Raw genomic sequence first — 17,882 nt, forward strand, 5'->3', positions numbered from 1 at the left:
CATGACCTCCAGCGCTTCGCACCGCTCGGCGCACACTTCGCCACCCTCGTCCACCCCTGAACAATCAGACGCTGACGTCTCACCTCATGGCGATGAGCCAGGTTCACGCCGCGCGCGCGGCCACACTGCTCACGGCGTTGTCGCCGTGCTGGTCACCCGTTCGACGAATGACAACCGTTGCCGCGCAGCCGCGGTCAGTATCGATTCCCAGGCCGAACAGCCCGAACACTTCGTCATCATCGATGCGGAAGCTGGGGATCCCCGGCCACCTCACACTGCCGCCCAGGCTGACGAACACGCCACGCTCGACAATGCCATTCGTGACTTCACGGTTCCGACCACCTTCGTCTCAACACCAGGTGCGCGCAACCTCTCTGACGCCATCCACCGTGCATATGCCGACAACGATCGCGTGGCTGAACTGATCGATAATTCCACGTGGCTGTGGATCATGCACGATGACTGTGTGGCGCACCCACAGTGTCTGTCTCGTCAGTGGAATACCGCCCAGAGCGGACGCACAATCGGCGTGGTCGGTGCCAAACAGGTCGCAATGGACGGCTCACGCCTCCTTGAGTTGGGTATTCGCGCCACCCGTTCAGCACGGCGAGTCGACACAGTAATGCCCGATGAGATCGATCAAGGTCAATACGATGACACGTCCGATGTCCTCGCGGTCGGCACCGCCGGCATGCTGGTGAGCAGGCAGGCATGGACGAAACTGGGCGGCTTGAGCCCCTACCTCGGACCTTTCGGTGACGGACTGGAGTTCGGCCGCAGGGCGCGGCGCGCCGGGTACCGCGTCGTCGTTGACCCGAAGGCACGAGTACGACATGAACAGGCCAGCCTGCATGACCAAGGCACTGACCATCCCGATGACGCGTCTTTCCAGGTACGCCGCTATGCCCAGTTGTTCAACTGGATGGTGGCTGCACCATGGTGGCAACTTCCGCTGCTCATGGTGGCTCTGACCGTGTGGACACCGCTGCGTGCCATCGGCAGGATCATGACCAGTGCCGCCCACCTGGCGATACCTGAGCTGAGCGCCTGGCTCAAGCTGGTCGCGCACACGCCCGACCTGATTCGCGCTCGACACCTTGCCGCCCGCACCGCCACACTGCCTCGACGAGTACTCGCATCAGTGGAAGCCAGTCCGCGCGAGGTGTGGCGCGCCCGTAAACTTCGAGCCCGCACCATTCGCGCACGCAACGACATGGACGAGGGCGACCCCATCCAGCATGCCTCACTGCGCAGCTACCGCATGACCAGTGCTGTGACGTTCACAGTGATGACCGTGATCACTGTCGCACTCAGTATCGTCCTCTGGCACTCGCATCTGTCCACCCTGCGCGGAGGTGCCTGGCTTGCATTGCCATCGACATGGAAACAGACGGCGCAAGCCGCGCTGACATGGTGGTTGCCGTCAGGCAGTGGAATTGCTGCTGTTCCTGACCCGTTCCTCGTTCTTCTCACGGTGCTCATTGCGCCGTTGTGCGCTGTGGGAGTATCCCCAACGTATGCAACTGCTCTTTTGCTGGCCGCAGCCATACCGGCATCGTGCCTGACAATGTGGGCCCTTTCGTGCGCTGTGACGACCTCAGTGCGCCTTCGAGTCGTCATGTGCATGGTGTGGGCCTGCCCCCCGACATTGCTGCTGGCATTACTCCACGGACGTCTCAGCGCCGCCCTCGTCCACGTCTTTCTTCCCCTGGCAGCGTGGGGCTGGATCCGACTGATCAGCCGCGCAAAGCCAACACTGGTCGTCCCGAGCGCGGATGGTGTGGCGACTGTTGACCGCCATGTCCGTGCCGGCGGAGCGTGGGGGATTGCGGCAATCAGCCTGGCCGTCATCGTGAGCGCGGTGCCTGCCCTGATGGGTGCGGCTGTGCTGATCGCCGCCGTTGCACTGATGCGGTGGAGGAGGCGTGCCGCCGCCCTCGCGTGGTCCCTCGTGCCTGCTGGAGTTGTGATCACCCCATTGGTCAGCGCGGCGATCCGTACTGGCGGTACGAGCTGGCACGCGCTCATCACGCCTGGCGGTGGAACACTTGCAGTTCCTCCTGCGCAGGCCTGGCAGATCGCACTGGGTCTGCCCTTTGACATTCGTGCCCCCTACGGAGAACTCAGCAGACACAACCCGTCGGTGTGGACGTGGCTGAATATTCACGGTTTGACCACAGCGCTCATCTGCGGGGCGGTCGTTATTGTCATGCTGGCGGTGTGCGCCCTGTTGAGCATCCTCCCTGTGCGTGCCCATGAGCCCTTCACCCGCATGTGGGGAATGGCCGTGGCAGCGCTGAGCCTGTTCGCAGCCTACGGTGTGAGCACAGTGCCAGTGGCACTGGGGGCCGGTGCTCATGCCCCTGTCGGATGGCTCGCTGCAGACACGGTAGCCTATGCGTGGCCCGGCCCCTTTATTTCACTGGGACTGTTGGGCATGACCCTCGCGCTGTCAACGTGCGACAGTCCGCACTACACGGCCAAGGCTGAAGACGGTGAGCTGACTGTGCGCATGCGCGCATGGTCGCAGCGCCCGCCTCTCATCCGTAGCGCAGCCACCGCACTGGTTGCCTGCACCGCGCTGGTCCCCATGATCGTGTGGGTCACGATGATGATGGCGCCCCCAACGGCGAGCAGAGTCACCGCCACATCGCGCCCGGCCCTGCCAGCTGTGTCCACTCACGCACAGGAATCACCGCGAGGCGGACGCACCCTCGTGATCGCCCCACTCGAACCGTCCGCTGAAGCGTTTGGCTCAGCCGAGGGGACAGGCGCGGCCGGTCCGCATGATCATCAGGAAGACGAGGACGCGACGCGCGCTCAAGGCGCACTGGCCGCGTGGATCCTGCGCGCCCAAGATGTGTCATGGACCGATAATTCAGCGCTGACACGATGGGCCCGTCTGATCGCAGTCAGTCCGAGCGAGGCGGATGGCGATGCAGCCCTCCCAGACCCCGCATCCGCGCAGCTTCTCAGCGCACTCGCCACGCTGGTTGCGACCCCTGACGAGCAGGCTGCGCGCATCCTGTACCAGCACAACATCGACACAGTGGTGTGCACCGGATCGAAAGGTTCCCACGCGGCTGCTTCTCACTGCCAGGCCAACGTCGAAGAATCACTCGACAAAGTGGCGGCACTGGAAAAAGTAGGTGACACGGATGCGGGTGCCCTGTGGAGAGTCCGACCAGATTCAGCCCAGCCCGCACACTTACGGATCGGCACGACGCCGATTGACTCCACTCAACTCGGCACGTCAGTCGCCCTTGATACTGGAGCAGGGGTGGACGAGGGAGCCCCTGCCACCCTGGTGTGGGCGGAGCGTTCAGATGCGCGCTGGCATGCCACTGTGGACGGGCGCGCACTTGAATACGTGACACCCTCGGAAGCCACCTGGGCTCAAGGCTTTGCACTGCCAGAATCGGGGCACCTTGTCATCACCTGGTCGTGGTGGCCGCAGACCCTGTGGCGCGTTGTGCTCGCTGTGGCCGGAGCCGCCTGCATTATGGGCCTCGTGCCACTCAGGAGGCGCACATGAGTACCGCGCACACACCCACAGCCGTGCCCCGCACGAAGCTGGCACGCTCACGGCGACCGATGGTCGCCGCACTGATCACGATTATGGCTATCGCGTCAATCTGCTACCTGGCCGCACGCTCCGCCACAACGCAGCCCAGTGCCATCGGCCCGGCCCGTATTGAAGCTCCGGTTGTGACGGCGTCCCCCTCGTCAGTGACACTGGGCTGCCCGGGAGGCCTGGACGACCCGCAAGCCGTCGGCAATACGCGGATGCCGGCGCAATGGTGGGTGTCACCTGCCGGATCCTCTGGTGTCAACGCTGGCGGGAACGATGCTGCAAAGAACGAACCACACGTGGCACTCACCGTGACAGGAGAGCGCGTGCAACGTGCCACCGCGCTGGTGCTGTCAGGAAACGGCGGAGGAGAACTGCGCTCCTTGGCGCTCGACACATGCCGACCAGCTCTGCAGGACCAGTGGGTTGCGCTCGGAAGTACTCTCGTGGGTGAGGACGTCGTGCTCCAACTGGTCAACCCATCCGACAAGTCGACACAGGTTTCCATCGATGCAATCAGCGAATCTGGCCCGACCACCACGCCAGGACCTGCCGTCGTTGTCCCGCCCCAATCACGCATGTCGCTGCTGGCAGCCTCCTGGTTCCCAGGATATGAGCGCCTTGCACTGCACGTTCGAGCCGACGGTCCCGGCCTCATCGCCTGGGCACAGTCATCCGGCATGAACGGTGAGACACCGTTGGGACTGACGCGAATTGCAGGGCAGCCAGCATCGCTGGACTCCGTCATAGCGTTGCCGGATCGCACCGCACTCGAATCAGCAGCCATCCGTATCGCCGTACCCAGCGGAGAGAACGCGCAGGTCACGTTGAGCGTGCTGAACCCCGTGGGAACAACGCCGTTGGCCGGCACCGACCAGCTCACCGTGGACAACGGGACAGTTCTGGATGTGGATATTTCCACGCTGGATGACCAGGCTCGTGCAATTCGCGTCCAATCAGATGTGCCCATCGCGACAACCGTGATGGTGAAGACGGTTGGGAGCCAATGGAACGGGTCGCAGACGCACTGGGAAGACAGAGATGCATCCGTCGGGGTCGCTCCCGTCACGACGCTCACCATCCCGGCTCGCCAGGACCTCGGGGCACTCCTGAGTGACATTCTGGCTGAGGAGCAGGTGGCGCGTCCAACAGCCCTCGAAACTGCCAGCGGTGCAGAACTGAGCACCATGTCCGTGCTTGTCACCACCGGCGCGAACGCCACACAGGTGAGCATCGGGGATCTCACATACGACCTGCCGGCCGGGACGAGCACGCAGATCGATCTGGACGAAGCAGCTCAGCAGACACTCGAAGCCAGCCAGCCGGTCCACGTCAGCCTCGCACTGAGTGTGAAGACACCGACAGGTATGCTTCACGCGGTGACGGGGCTGGATCACGCCGGATTAGGACAAGGCCAGGAAACGATCCTCATGACGCCCAGCCGATAAGCGGACCGGACTGAAGCGACTACATGTCGAAATACTCTTCGAGCTCGTCGGGCGGAATCGCCAGAATATGCGAAATACGGTCAGCCAGAATCTGACGCATCACCGTGTCCATGTCTGAGCGCGCGCTGTGCAGCTCCATCGCCCGGCGATACACGACGATACGGTCACGCAGCCCGCGCCGGCGATCAGCGGGAAAAATGCGGGCAATGACCACCGAATGGTCCTCCCACGCAGCAGGATCGGACGGTGGAACATCCTCCACACCGAATTCAATGGTCGCCACAGCTGGCCACCGTTCAGTCAGCTCACTGACAGCATCTTGAACGCAGCGCACAAACTGTGCGCGCCGCGTCATGCGCGCAGGGATGCCCGGAACAAACTGTGGTCCGCGCATCCCTCGTCCGTGGCGATCACGACGACCTTGACTCCGTGTAGGCACATGGCCACTGTAAGCGATGACATGGCGAAAATGGCAGTCAACCTTGGGTGTGCCTCCACGCAACCGGCGTCAGGCCACCCTACAGTAGAAGGCGTGATGCTGGCTCGACACTGTTCCAAACCCGGATGCGCAGGGGCTCCTGTTGCAACATTGACGTATGACTATGCCGATTCGACGGCCGTCCTCGGTCCACTGTCAACAGCGAGCGAGCCGCACGCATACGACTTGTGTGAACGCCACGCGAATAATCTGACTGCCCCTCAAGGATGGCAAATCGTGCGTTTGCAGAGCTCGTTTGACCCGGCACCACCATCGGCCGATGACCTGATGGCGCTCGTTGACGCAGTCCGCGATGCCGCCCACACCGATTCAGCCTCACCAGTGGCTCAATGCGTCGCGCACCACGCCCAACAAGGCGACCCGGCTGCCCCCTCGTCAATTGACGGGAAAGACACACCCAACTGCCCCTGGCAGGCTGAACGCGGCCCCTTCGCTGGTGATCACGAGGCCAGAAAATCACGGTTCCATGTGATTACGACACAGGGAATGACTCCTGAGGACAAGGAATAGTTCAGGCAGCACCGATCTCAAAAGGCACGGCGCCTGCGCGTGACCTTTGAACGTCATCACGGTGATGGCGACGCACGTCGCGCACATACTCGCGATTACGCAATGTCACCAGGAATGCCGCGATGAAACGCTCCGCATCAGCCGTGGGCGGGGCAGGTGAGACATACTCCAGCAACGAGTGGGCGTACTCCGATGTGAGCTGAGCGCGCTGAGCTGGCGACATGGTTGCGATCGTGCGCATCAGATACAGGCCGTACGCCCTCACGTCACTTCCAGGATCAGTGAACAACGCAGTGTCAGCCCATCGCTTCAACTCCGGTGGCATCACCAGGGGAACAAAATGTGCCGGCTCAGGCAGTCGGACCACGATCGTTCCTGCAGCGATATCACCCAGACGCTTTGACTGCTTGTTGACCAGCGATGTCACCGCGGCAACCGACCCCATCGTCATGAAAATTTCCAGGAGCGCGGACACCGCTCGCATCGCGATCTGACGCATCGTGACAGGACCACCGTCATCTCGAACAACCTGCAGGTGGAACGCCCATTTGCCCAGTGAGCGACCATGCGTCAAAAACTCCACAGTCATCGGGGCGATCAGGAAGATCATCACCATCGTGCCGATGACACCGATGCGTTCCAGTGACCCTGAGTCAAAGGTGCCCAGAAACGCCATCAGCAAGAACACGCTGCCGAAGGTGGCGATATACACATACATATCGATAAGGAGAGCCAACCCACGCACCACGGGGGAGGCGGGGTAGACGTCCAGGGAGACACCCTCGCCGGTTTTCAACCGGTTATCGGAAATCTTGCGTACGGGCGAGACGTTTGGGCTCATGTATGACATGCTAGCTCGAGTGGACATAGATGCGCTGAAAGCTTCGCGGTCGCCTTCATGGGATCGACTCCATACGCTTGCACGGATGCGCCGCCTGGACGGCGATCAGATTGACGAACTCAGCCTGTTGTACAGGCGTGCATCTTCGGACCTGGCGATGATACGCGCCACCATGCCTGATCCGGACCTCATCCACCAACTGTCCAACGACCTGGCGCGAGCGCGTTCACGCCTGACCGGAACGTCAGGCGCATCCCTGGTTGGCATGGCTCGATGGTTCAAAGTGACGCTGCCTGCCGCACTGTACGAAGTGCGGTGGTGGACAATCGCCATCATGGCGTTGTTCCTGACGATTACCATCACTGAAATTGTGTGGCTGGGACGCAACCCCGCTGCCATTGAAACGCTGATGGAGCCGGAAGCAGCACGATCATTCGTCTTCCACGACTTCGTGGAGTACTACTCACAAGACACGAACGCCCAGTTTGGCGCATCCGTATGGTTTAACAACGCATTTATCGCCATCCAGATGATCGGCGCGGGTATCACCGGAATCATGCCGTTCGTGATCATTTACAGCAATGCTGTCTCCATGGGGGTAACAGGTGCGCTGGTTGTGCACTATGCGGGGCCAGCTTTCTTCCTGCATTACATCCTTCCGCACGGTCTGCCCGAGCTGACGGCGATCTTCATTGCCGGTGCGGCAGGGCTGCGCCTGTTCTGGGCATTGATCAGCCCTGGTGGTACCACCCGCGGACGAGCCCTTGCGCGAGCTGGCAGGTCAATGGTGGTGATTTGCGGCGGCCTGGTGATCCTCCTGGCAATCTCCGGTTTCATCGAAGGATTCGTGACGCCATCATCATTGCCGAACTGGATTCGCATCGGCAGTGGGGTACTGGTCATCACCGCACTGTGGCTGTACACGTTCATCCTCGGAGGGCGTGCCCACAAGCTCGGGATCATTGGCGATCTGGAATCGGATGCCGGCTACGCGCAACCCGTTGCTGCCTGACCTGTACTAGGCCAGTCCCTGGCCTTTCAGCTGCACATACAAGTCAGCCAGTTTGGCGCTGAGCAGACCCGCCGACACGTCGAGCGTCATCACACCGATGCGATTGAGGTCCTCACAGGCCTGACGGATCTCACGGCGGGCAGCGGAAGCAGCTGCCGCGCCATACACCTGATCAATCGTGTCAGATTCTGACAGCATGTGATCCAGATGCGGGTCACGCGCCGATGCTACGACCACACGATGATTGCGCGACAGGGCTGCCACAGAATCCACAAAGTCAGGATCTGACCCCAACGGCGGAACTTCGGTAACCAGGACCAGCAGCGAATGGTGATGCACCATGCGCCCTACTTCCACGATCACCTTATTCCAGTCAGTAGGTTCAACGGTGGGCTGCACGCCGGCAAAATCGATCGCCAGCTGGTTGAGAAGACGCGGCCCCGTCAGACCGCTGACACGGGCACGCACCTGACGGTCAACCGCCATCACGTGCACCTTGTCCCCACCTCGATCAGCTAAAGCTGCCAGAAGCAGCGTCGCTTCAATACCTGAATCCAGGCGAGGCGCCGACCCGACATCCACCACGTCAGCGTCATGCGTATGTTCTTCAACTACTGAAAGGTCGCTGCTGCGAATCATCTCCACATCTGTGGGGCCCAGAAGCAGGGATCCTGCGCGCCCGGTATCCACAACGATCACCACGTGGCGATCTCTTTCAGGGCGCCACGTGCGCACCATGAGGTCGCGTGAGCGGGCAGTGGCACGCCAGTCAATGTCACGAGGGTCATCACCGATGACATACTCGCGCAGAGAATCAAACTCGGTGCCCGGTCCGCGCAGAACCGTGGCCGTTGACCCATCCAGATCGTGGAGGCGCTGCAGTCGGGACGGGAGCAGGCGGCGCGAGCGGAACTCCGGGATCACTGTCAGCGTCAGGTCAGCTCGCAACGACACCTGACGGGACCCCAGCCGAAGTGGACCCCACGCGCGCACGGTGACAAAATCAGAAAAAACCGTGCCACGCCTGGCAGGAAAAATCGCTGTCCGCAATCGCGCCTTACCGTGCGCCTCGAGACGCACATGGTGACGACGAGGCTCCTGGCGCACCGACGGCGGCCATGCATCGCGCACATCCATGTGCACGACCCTGCCGGAGGGATTTGCCAGAGTGAGGGTGCAGACTGAATCAGTGCCGGCACGAATAGGTGAAGGCGTCTCCCTCGTGACTTCCAGCCTTCGCGGCGAAAGCGCGAGCGCACTGTCAACCAGCACCATCGCCACCACGAGGAGGAACCACGCGACCGTCAATGTCATCGTGGGGAAAAAGATGATGGGGATGATGCCAAGCGCCGTGAGGGCGACAGCTCTCCACGAAGGGATAATCACCGTGGAACCGCCACCGTCGCCAGGACGTTGTTGATCACTGCCGTTTTTGTCGTACCTTCCAGTTCTGCTTCAGCATTCAGTGAGAGACGATGCGCAAGAGTTGCCGGCGCCATCGCCTTGACGTCATCAGGAGTGACAAATGATCGACCCATCAGGAACGCCCACACCCGCGACGTGGCCAACAGGGCGGTACCGCCTCGTGGCGAGACACCGAGCGATGTTGCCGGGGAACGACGGGTTGCCTGGACAAGATCGACGATGTAGGCGATTACTGCGTCGTCCACGTTGATGTGCGCAGCAGCCTTTCGGGCCAGAGCCAGATCATCAGCCGTGGCGACAGGTTCCACTCCCGCCTGCCTGAGCTGCAGAGGATCGAATCCGCGCTGGTGACGTGCCAGCACTTCCCGTTCCACATCTGCCGGCGGAAGCGGCATGTCGAGCTTGACCAGGAAACGGTCCAGCTGCGCTTCAGGCAGGGGATAGGTTCCCTCCTGCTCAACGGGGTTCTGCGTGGCGACCACCATGAACGGCTCACGCAGACGATGAGTCGTGACATCAACACTGACCTGGTGTTCTTCCATTGCTTCAAGCAAAGCGGACTGGGTCTTTGGTGGGGTGCGGTTGATCTCATCGGCCAGCAGGATATTCGTAAAGACCGGGCCTTCGCGAAACTCGAAGGACGAATCGCCCGCGTTCCACACCATCGACCCGGTGATGTCAGCCGGCATCAGGTCGGGCGTGAACTGGACTCGTGTCATCTCAAGATCCACAGCCGCAGCAAGGGAGCGCACCAGCAGTGTCTTCGCAACGCCGGGCACACCCTCAATCAGTGCATGTCCGCCTGCCACGAGCGCAATAATCAAGCCGGTGACGGCCTGATCCTGGCCGACAACCGCTTTGCTGATCTCGGAGCGGATCCGCAGCAAGGATTGCTGGGCTGACTCGAACTCTTCTTGAGAGAACTCGTGAGAAGACTGGTGAGGTGGGGTGCTCATCTGGTCATTGGTCATCTGGTCACTCATGGCGAATATCAGCCTCCAATTGTTTGAGTTCCTGTGCAAGGCGGGCAAGATCCTGATCGTTGGTGGGGGCCGGCCCCCACAATGTGTCGTCAGCACGCATCACATCCACACCTGAGGCTCTAATCGCCTCGGTCAGCGCGGCGCGTGAGGAATGGTCGGTGACCCCCAGGCGGCGGGCAATCCTTCGTGCCGTGTGGACGCGCAACGACGTGGCTGCGTGGGCGTGCGCACGGTTGGAACGCAGGAGTCGTCCTCGTCCCTGGACGGTTTCAATGGCGGGGACAGGCGTGGGCAGGTTTTCAGGAACGAGGCGACCAAGACGCACGCCTTTGACCCACGCCAGCATTGCCATCGTCAGGCCCAGCAGTAAAATTCCGTATTTGAGCCACAGCGGCATCGGAGGGGCAGGTGCGGCAACCGTCGTGCCGGCGTTCAGTGAGCCCACGAACCACACCAGGTTCGCGTTGCGGCCCAGGGTGTTCAACGCCAACGCAGCATTACCCGCCTGAGCGATCGTCTTGTTCTGCACCACCGCCCCGCCGGGGATAATGGCGCGGTACTGGTCACCCTCGATCTTCTCAGCGTAGACAAATTGGCCGGAAGACTGCTCGAAGCACCCGGTCCACGGTTCGTGCACGCTGACTGTGACCTCGGACTTCGAAATCTTTCCGGCCCGCTTGGCCGCCTCGGACCGGCACGTTGAATCCTCCAGCAAACGAACCGTCGCAGGGACGTCCGGTTTCAGGACACCAGGCAGAAGCTGGGACGTGCCGGCAAACGTGACGCCGTTGAATTCCGGGCCGGTCATCTGACCGTTCGCGATCCACACGATTGAGTCGATCCGGTCGGTGTACATCTGAAAATTCAGTGGCACCACATCTCCTGCGACTGCGAGCGTGGTATCAGGCTGCTGAGCGCGGGCGATAGCGTCCTCCGGCGAAGACGTGACGAAGACATTCACCCCTTGTTCGCGCAGGACTTCAATGAGGGCGGCCGAGCCTTCATCGTGCAGATTTCCGGCGGAAAATGGGCGCCGATCCTGCGAATTGGTCGGGATAATCAGCAGGAGCGCCATGCACGCGACAATGATGCCGATCAGGATCAGCAGGGGTTTGCTTTCGCGCAGTCGTTGCCGTGCGGACAGCGTGGCGACCGTGGCTCGTTGCTGATTCACTTGGCCCCCTGGGCTGAGGGAACACGGTCAGCGTCTGAGGGTGAGTGTTCAGATACTGAGCCGTCTGGAGACGAGTCGCCTGACGGTGGGTCACCTGCGAGTGATTCGCCTGAGGAGGTGCGTGAAGTGCGTAGCGCTTTCGTCAGTTTCATCAGGCGGGTGACATCGTCACGTGTCGGAGTTGACCTGCCGTACAGGACAGCATCGAACAGCGCGGACGCATTGACGAGGGAGTCGCGCGAGTCTGGAAACTGCGCGCTGGCAGCCGTGGCCGCTTCATGAGCGGTCAGGCCAGGCGTGGCACGCACGACGTCACGCTCGTCAAGACTCAGGACCAGGTAGCGCATTCCCCAAATGAACGCCTGCGCGAAGTCCGCCTCTTTCAGATAGCTAGATGCGTTGTCATGCGCCTGGCGTGCGGAGACGTCCTGGTCGGACATGACCGAATGAGAACGCACACGGTTGCGCAGGCGAATGGGGTTGAGGATCAGCGCGACAATGAGAAGCACGGCAAAGACAGCCAGCGCCACCATGAGAATCTTGAAGCCGGGCAATGTAGGAAAAGACTGCTCCTGAAGAAATCGCAGGATGCGCTGCAGGAGTGTCTCACCGGACTTGTCGACGGGGTCTGGAAACTGATAGCGCGTCTTGGAAAGCTCGCGTTGGAGCCACTCCTGAGCCTCTGGGGCATCCGGAGTGACGGGCACGTCCAGGTTGACGATTCGCATCAGTGGCCTGCCAGTCAGGCGCGGGCAGCTTGAGCCAGGGCGGGGCCGAGGTTTTCCTTGCGCATGCGTTCATCGACATACATCAGTGTCGTAAAGCAGGCGACGACCGGCAGCGTGATGGCTTGCGCGATCGTTGTGCCCAGGACGGACGAGACGAACAAAATGGTGGGGGAGCCGGTCAATGCGAGCAGGCCCGTGACGGCACCGACCACGCCGCTGGCGACAGATACAAGCGCAGTGAGCAGAATGTAGATCAGCGCGTAGCGTCCGAATGTGCGCCAGAAACTGCCTTTGGTCAGCTTCCATGAGCGTTTGATGGAGTCGATCAGGCCGGCGCGTTCGATGACGATGACGATTTCGACGTACAGGAGTCGAATCAGCAGGAACAGGTAGATCAGTGAGACAATGAGTGCCGCGACGGTGGCAACAAGGAGCATGATGACAATGCGCTGCATGTCGCTTTCCTGAGCACTTCCCAACTGAGTGAGCACGAAGATCATCAGCGCACCGATGGCGATGCTGGGGATCGACAGGAGCAAACCGTACAGGGACAGCACGCCTACGCGTGACTTGATCTGGTTCCACGCTTCCGCCAGTGTGCACGCCCTGCCCAAAACAGCGTCCTGAACGGTTGCGCACAGCACGCCGGTGACCAGCACGGTGGAGATCGTCAGAAGAACGGTGGTAGTCACCGCGTTGATACCGAGGTTGGTGGCGATGCTGGACAGGTCGGACAGGATGAAGTCAATGAGAACGGTTGGGTCTTCGTCAGTTTGGTCGATCAGCGGGAAAAGCTTGTTGAAGACCGAATCGACCGTCAAAGACGAGATGATCGCGGTGATCACTGCGACGATCAGGACGACGACAAGGGTGAAACCGAAAACAACAGACGGGTTCGAACGCATCGCACGGAACGTTCCCTCGAACAGTTCACCGATCTGGAGAGGGCGCAGCGGAATGACCCCTGGCTTGGGGTCACCCAGGCCCCATTGCTGCGCCCGAGGAGCATTCTGCGGGGCAGGGCCGGCACCGGGAGCAAAGTTCTGATCACTGCCCCCTGGCGCCGAGTGGTCGCTTGCATGCGACCACTGGGCGGAAGCCTGTGAGGCTGGCTGGCTGGGTGCGGCGAATTGGTCAGATCCATTGGCAGGCGGAGCGAACGACGTGCGCTGTCCCCACCGCGGTGGCGGAGCACCCCAGGATGAATCAGGCCCTTCACGTGAGTCGGAACCTGGCTTATAGGCTCCGGCGTGGCCAGATGCACCGCCGGTAGCGGTGGAATCAAATTGTGATGCGGAAGACGCGGATCCAGAACCTGGTGCTGACCAGGAAGCGTCGTGGCCGGCTTCGGGCGCGGTCTGATTGGCCTCGTAAGGCGGAGACGACGATGCGCCCTCCGATGCCGATTGGTCGAATGTACGCGACTGATCGCTTTCACTCATGGTCTGACTCCTTGGACATTAGTGTCAGTGCAGTGATCGTTTTTAATCGTGCCATGAAGTCATGGACAATTCTATTTTTCACGACCGTGAGTGCCACAAAAGGAACGGAAGTTGAAAGCGGGTCGACTGTAAAAATTGTCCATTTCGTGACACTATTGTGATTATGGCAGCACATATCCTGGTGGTAGATGATGACGTCGCACTGGCGGAGATGATCGGCATCGTCCTCGAATCTGAAGGCTTCATCGTCACCGCAGTGGAAGACGGTGCTCGTGCGCTCGATGAATTCCACACTGATGCTCCAGATCTGGTGCTGCTGGACCTGATGCTGCCGGGAATTGACGGCATTGAAGTATGTCGTAGGCTTCGGCGCGAATCCGACGTTCCCATCGTCATGCTGACGGCACGCTCCGACACTGCTGACGTGGTGGCCGGACTCGAAGCCGGTGCAGATGACTACGTACCCAAGCCGTTCAAACCCAGGGAACTTGTCGCCCGTGTGAAGGCCCGCCTGCGAGGTCGAGACGAAAGCGCCGAGGAACACCTGCGCCTGGGCGAACTGTCCATTGATGTGGCCGGACACGTGGTGCGCCGAGGCGGCGAGACCATCGCGTTGACACCGCTCGAATTCGACCTGCTGGTTGCGCTGTGCCGCGCCCCGTGGAAGGTGTTTACGCGCGAGGAACTACTGGAAAAAGTGTGGGGCTACCGTCACGCTGCCGACACTCGTCTGGTCAACGTCCACGTCCAGCGTCTGCGCTCGAAGATTGAACGCGATCCGGAGCGCCCCGAAATCGTCATTACTGTGCGCGGAGTGGGGTATCGTGCCGGAACAGGGTCGTGACACTGCACCGGAATCGGACGCGGCCACTCGGCAACCGCGCTGGCATGAACGCCTGTGGCTCTGGCAAAAGGCACGCAGCTCGCTTTCAGTGCGTATCGCCCTGTCACTGTGCGCCTCGGCGCTGGCACTGCTGATTATCTTTGCTCTGATCACGTCCGAGCAGCTCACCGACAGTGTCTTCGATAACAGGAAAGACGCCATCTTGGAGGACGCTGGTGTTCGATTCGCTTCCGCGCAATCCATGTTCGACCAGTCGACAGCCTCCAGCCCTGACCAGGTTCAGGAGCTGGCGCGTCGAATGGTGGCTAATGTGCGTGGTTCAGCTGCCGGCGCCGGAGCAGTGTCGGTGATGGTGCTTCGCTCGCCCTCGTCCGACACTAATTTCCGCATCAACGAAATTATCAACGTCGACTACTTGACAACCATCACGGACCCACTGCGTGACGCGGTTGTTGAATCGACCAGCGGTCAGTGGCAATCCGTGGCGCTGCACGACAGGGATGGCAGTGAACAGCCGGGCATCATCGTCGGCTCTCAGGTCAACCTGCCGCGCGCCGGGCTGTACGAAATGTACATTATCTACTCGCTCAAACAGGAACAGAACATCATCACGATGGTGATGCGCTCCCTGGGCTGGGCCGTCATCCCTATTGCGATCGTGTTGCCGCTGGCAGTTTTCCTGATTCTGTATCACCTGATGGGTCCTGTGCGCATCACCTCGTCCGCCGCATCGCGACTGGCCGAGGGCGACCTGCACGCACGCGTACCGGTGACAGGTGTCGACGAAATGGCTCGCTTGGGACAGGCCTTCAACAACATGGCGGATTCCCTGCAACACCGCATCACCGAGTATGACGAGCTGTCGAAACTCCAGCAGCGTTTCGTCTCCGATGTCTCACATGAACTGCGCACCCCGCTGACCACAATCCGCATGGCGGAAGTGATGATCTGGAAGGATCGCGACAACTTATCCCCATCGACGAAGCGATCTGCCGAGCTCCTTCACGAACAGGTCGAACGCTTTGACTCCATGCTGGCTGATCTGCTGGAGATTTCCCGTTACGACGCCCGAAGTGCCCTGCTGGATGCCGAGTCCACGGATCTGCGTGCACTCGCAGCGAAAGTGGTCAACGATCACAGTGAACTCGCTGAGCGTCTCAACGTGCCGATCATCATCCACAACCCAGAAAACAGATGCGACGCAGAGATCGACTCGCGCCGCGTCGAACGAGTTGTCCGCAACCTCGTTGTCAATGCGATCGAACACGCGGAGCGCCGCGCCGTTGATATCGACATTGCCGCCACCGACACCGATGTCGCCCTGCGGGTGCACGATCACGGCGTGGGGATGAGTGAAGAGACCGTTTCCCATGTCTTCGACCGTTTCTTCCGAGCTGACCCCGCTCGCACGCGCACAACGGGTGGAACCGGGCTGGGTCTGGCAATTGCGCGCGAGGACATCAACCTGCATGGCGGCACCATTGAAGCCTGGGGCGTGCCGGGAGCAGGATCTTCATTCGTCATCACGTTGCCGCGCAAGGTGGGCACAGCCGTGGCATCCCGCCCGCTGGAACTTTGGAAGGATGAATGGGGCGAGGGGCGCGAGGATGGTTCGTCCGAAGGAGGCGAGGCGGAATGAGGCTGAATCGAATCGCGCGTGCATGCGGTGTGCGGCACCGGTCAGCAGGTTCGCCCGTCTCGCAGTCGCCGGTCCTTATGCGTGCACTCGCATGCGCAACAGGCATTGCGATGGCATTGTCAGCTGCTGCCTGCTCAGTGTTGCCGACTGCCAGCTCGCCCCACCCGTTCGACGTTCCCACGCCATCAGCCGAACCGGTTGAAGTGGCGGCAGGTGGCCCGGCTCAGGGCAGCACCCCGGACATGTTGGTGTCCGATTTCCTGCTGGCGTGCGCTGCCGGCACAACTGACGATTTTGCAGCGGCGCGCCTGTATCTGACCGAAAAAGCTGCCCAGACGTGGCAGCCGACCACAATGATTCAGGTGTATGCGACCGCGTCGACACCCTCGACACAGTTGCAGGAAGGTACGGGCGATGTGACGACAGAGGTCACTGCCCCCGCGGTCGCAACAATCGACGCCAACGGTGTGCTGACACCCTCCGAATCGGGTTCTCAGATCGCACGGTCGTTCCACTTGGTCCAGGAAGATGGTCAGTGGCGCATCGATTCTCTGGACGATGGGGTCATGGTGTCGGAAGCATCCTTGGCAGCCTCCCACCAGCTCGTTTCCTTGTATTTCCCGTCCAATGACGGGGGAGCGCTGGTGCCTGATCCGCGATGGTATCCGATCCGCCGCCTGGCTACTCACCTTATGGAAGGACTCCTCGCAGGACCATCCCAGTCGATCGCGCCGGCCGTCACCTCGGCGATTCCAGAAGGCGTAGCCCTGGGCGCAGGAGGAATCAGCGTTGACAACCAGGTGGCCAGCGTGGCGCTTAACGGGCAGGTCGCGCCGGTACAGGACCCGACGGAACTGTACTGGCAGATCTACACCACGTTAACGCAATCCACGTCCGTCACCTCGGTGCGCATTGTGTCTGAGGGTGCGACGATCGAGGACCTGGCAGTGCCGCTGGGTCCCGACTATCGCATGGACAGTGCGGTGGGGATTTCAGATACAGGTTTTGTCAGCGTATCTGGCAATTCCACGCGCCTGCTTCTTACCCCGGAGCAAATTGGGCCAGACGCGTCAAAGCCGGCAATTGGACCCACCTCTGATGCTGCGATGGCGTGGGTGGGGCAGGACACTGTCTATATTGCTGACGGTGATGGCGGGCAGGTCGCGCATCCGGTCGCCTCGCCATCATGGCCCTCAGTCGACCGCTTCGACATGGCGTGGGCAACGTCGTCAACCACGCCAGGTTCTCCCATCTACATCATGGGGCTGGGCGGCACCTACATTGAGCTCCCCTCACCATTTGACCACTCCCACACTATTCACTCGGTGGAGGTCTCACCCGACGGTGCGCGCCTGGCTCTGATCCGCGAAGTCGGTACGACCCGTTCGGTGTGGGTCGCGCCGATCGTGCGTGACCCTCAGGGAGTGCCGACCAGCGTGGGCACGCCCATCCAGGTCAGCGCCACGTCTGCCACGGTCAATGACGTGTCGTGGGCTGGCACCGTGACGCTCGTATTCGACGAGTCCGCCTCGGATTCTTCACCTCAGATCCGCATCGAGCCCCTGGGTGGATTCGGCTCCACCATGCCTGTGCCTGGTGAGGTCGAGATGATCAGTGGAGGGGCGACACCCTCGAACATCTACATCCGCACCCGAGAAGGGAACCTGTATTCGCGTTCAGGGTCGGTGTGGCAGGCCGTGGGCGCCCCCGTTCGCGAGATTTCCTATCCGGGCTGAGACGGGTTATCCACAGAACGGCCCGTGTGA

At 61.2% G+C, this 17,882-nt stretch carries 14 protein-coding genes; 7 read left to right on the plus strand and 7 right to left on the minus strand.

Features of this window, described 5'->3' with window-relative positions; genetic code table 11:
• Nucleotide 1: 1 nt before the first annotated feature.
• Nucleotides 2-3,535 (plus strand): glycosyltransferase, encoded by a 3,534-nt coding sequence (locus HMPREF2975_RS05470; RefSeq protein WP_227469275.1) that lies wholly within the window; start codon nt 2-4, stop codon nt 3,533-3,535.
• A complete protein-coding gene (locus tag HMPREF2975_RS05475) occupies nt 3,532-5,019 on the plus strand; it encodes a DUF5719 family protein (protein WP_070726355.1) in 1,488 nt (495 codons plus the stop codon). The genes HMPREF2975_RS05470 and HMPREF2975_RS05475 overlap by 4 nt, the downstream gene beginning before the upstream one ends.
• Nucleotides 5,020-5,038: 19 nt before the next feature.
• Here the strand turns inward: HMPREF2975_RS05475 and HMPREF2975_RS05480 are convergent, their stop codons facing one another.
• On the minus strand, nt 5,039-5,413 hold the full coding sequence (locus tag HMPREF2975_RS05480; RefSeq protein ID WP_307781418.1) for a metallopeptidase family protein: 375 nt from the start codon (nt 5,411-5,413) through the stop codon (nt 5,039-5,041).
• A 138-nt stretch (nt 5,414-5,551) separates the two neighbouring features.
• Here HMPREF2975_RS05480 and HMPREF2975_RS11985 point away from each other — a divergent pair, with 138 nt between their 5' ends.
• Nucleotides 5,552-6,028: a DUF3499 domain-containing protein gene (locus HMPREF2975_RS11985; RefSeq protein WP_083314448.1), complete on the plus strand. Its 477-nt coding sequence runs from the start codon at nt 5,552-5,554 to the stop codon at nt 6,026-6,028.
• 1 nt (nt 6,029) lies between these two features.
• On the opposite strand, the gene HMPREF2975_RS05490 is transcribed toward HMPREF2975_RS11985, so the two are convergent.
• Nucleotides 6,030-6,869, minus strand: coding sequence for an RDD family protein (locus tag HMPREF2975_RS05490; RefSeq protein WP_193600002.1), 840 nt, complete (start codon nt 6,867-6,869; stop codon nt 6,030-6,032).
• Between HMPREF2975_RS05490 and HMPREF2975_RS05495 the strand changes: the two genes are divergently transcribed.
• Nucleotides 6,868-7,881 carry a stage II sporulation protein M gene (locus HMPREF2975_RS05495; protein WP_083314437.1) on the plus strand — a complete coding sequence of 338 codons (1,014 nt, stop codon included), beginning with the start codon at nt 6,868-6,870 and terminating at the stop codon, nt 7,879-7,881. The genes HMPREF2975_RS05490 and HMPREF2975_RS05495 overlap by 2 nt on opposite strands.
• A gap of 6 nt (nt 7,882-7,887) precedes the next feature.
• On the opposite strand, the gene HMPREF2975_RS05500 is transcribed toward HMPREF2975_RS05495, so the two are convergent.
• Genes HMPREF2975_RS05500 through HMPREF2975_RS05520 form a run of 5 tightly spaced genes read right to left on the minus strand, consistent with a single transcriptional unit; the run spans nt 7,888 to nt 13,633 of the window.
• Nucleotides 7,888-9,267, minus strand: coding sequence for a DUF58 domain-containing protein (locus HMPREF2975_RS05500; RefSeq protein ID WP_227469276.1), 1,380 nt, complete (start codon nt 9,265-9,267; stop codon nt 7,888-7,890).
• Nucleotides 9,264-10,262 carry an AAA family ATPase gene (locus HMPREF2975_RS05505; RefSeq protein ID WP_227469282.1) on the minus strand — a complete coding sequence of 333 codons (999 nt, stop codon included), beginning with the start codon at nt 10,260-10,262 and terminating at the stop codon, nt 9,264-9,266. Before HMPREF2975_RS05505 ends, HMPREF2975_RS05500 begins: the two co-directional genes overlap by 4 nt.
• 19 nt (nt 10,263-10,281) lie before the next feature.
• Nucleotides 10,282-11,463, minus strand: coding sequence for a hypothetical protein (locus tag HMPREF2975_RS05510; RefSeq protein WP_070726363.1), 1,182 nt, complete (start codon nt 11,461-11,463; stop codon nt 10,282-10,284).
• Nucleotides 11,460-12,191, minus strand: coding sequence for a DUF4129 domain-containing protein (locus HMPREF2975_RS05515; RefSeq protein ID WP_070726365.1), 732 nt, complete (start codon nt 12,189-12,191; stop codon nt 11,460-11,462). Before HMPREF2975_RS05515 ends, HMPREF2975_RS05510 begins: the two co-directional genes overlap by 4 nt.
• A 14-nt stretch (nt 12,192-12,205) precedes the next feature.
• Entirely contained in the window at nt 12,206-13,633 is a 1,428-nt protein-coding gene (locus tag HMPREF2975_RS05520) for a DUF7847 domain-containing protein (protein WP_070726367.1), read from the minus strand.
• A 163-nt stretch (nt 13,634-13,796) separates the two neighbouring features.
• Here HMPREF2975_RS05520 and mtrA point away from each other — a divergent pair, with 163 nt between their 5' ends.
• The 3 genes from mtrA to HMPREF2975_RS05535 are packed head-to-tail and all read left to right on the plus strand — an operon-like array spanning nt 13,797 to nt 17,852.
• A complete protein-coding gene (gene mtrA, locus HMPREF2975_RS05525; RefSeq protein ID WP_058237026.1) occupies nt 13,797-14,477 on the plus strand; it encodes an MtrAB system response regulator MtrA in 681 nt (226 codons plus the stop codon).
• Complete coding sequence (gene mtrB / locus HMPREF2975_RS05530; RefSeq protein WP_070726369.1) at nt 14,458-16,116, plus strand: MtrAB system histidine kinase MtrB; 1,659 nt, start codon at nt 14,458-14,460, stop codon at nt 16,114-16,116. The genes mtrA and mtrB overlap by 20 nt, the downstream gene beginning before the upstream one ends.
• Complete coding sequence (locus tag HMPREF2975_RS05535) at nt 16,113-17,852, plus strand: LpqB family beta-propeller domain-containing protein (RefSeq protein WP_193600003.1); 1,740 nt, start codon at nt 16,113-16,115, stop codon at nt 17,850-17,852. Before mtrB ends, HMPREF2975_RS05535 begins: the two co-directional genes overlap by 4 nt.
• Nucleotides 17,853-17,882: the final 30 nt, after the last annotated feature.

Source organism: Actinomyces sp. HMSC065F12 (assembly GCF_001814535.1).
Taxonomy (GTDB): Bacteria; Actinomycetota; Actinomycetes; order Actinomycetales; family Actinomycetaceae; genus Pauljensenia; species Pauljensenia radingae_A.

Bases quoted from the DNA above. Each gene is read 5' to 3' on its own strand.
- HMPREF2975_RS05470 (WP_227469275.1), top strand. From the start codon at position 2: ATGACCTCCAGCGCTTCGCACCGCTCGGCGCACACTTCGCCACCCTCG.
- HMPREF2975_RS05475 (WP_070726355.1), top strand. From the start codon at position 3,532: ATGAGTACCGCGCACACACCCACAGCCGTGCCCCGCACGAAGCTGGCA.
- HMPREF2975_RS05480 (WP_307781418.1), bottom strand. From the start codon at position 5,413: ATGCGCGGACCACAGTTTGTTCCGGGCATCCCTGCGCGCATGACGCGG.
- HMPREF2975_RS05495 (WP_083314437.1), top strand. From the start codon at position 6,868: ATGTATGACATGCTAGCTCGAGTGGACATAGATGCGCTGAAAGCTTCG.
- HMPREF2975_RS05490 (WP_193600002.1), bottom strand. From the start codon at position 6,869: ATGAGCCCAAACGTCTCGCCCGTACGCAAGATTTCCGATAACCGGTTG.
- HMPREF2975_RS05505 (WP_227469282.1), bottom strand. From the start codon at position 10,262: ATGAGCACCCCACCTCACCAGTCTTCTCACGAGTTCTCTCAAGAAGAG.
- HMPREF2975_RS05515 (WP_070726365.1), bottom strand. From the start codon at position 12,191: ATGCGAATCGTCAACCTGGACGTGCCCGTCACTCCGGATGCCCCAGAG.
- HMPREF2975_RS05520 (WP_070726367.1), bottom strand. From the start codon at position 13,633: ATGAGTGAAAGCGATCAGTCGCGTACATTCGACCAATCGGCATCGGAG.
- mtrA (WP_058237026.1), top strand. From the start codon at position 13,797: ATGGCAGCACATATCCTGGTGGTAGATGATGACGTCGCACTGGCGGAG.
- HMPREF2975_RS05535 (WP_193600003.1), top strand. From the start codon at position 16,113: ATGAGGCTGAATCGAATCGCGCGTGCATGCGGTGTGCGGCACCGGTCA.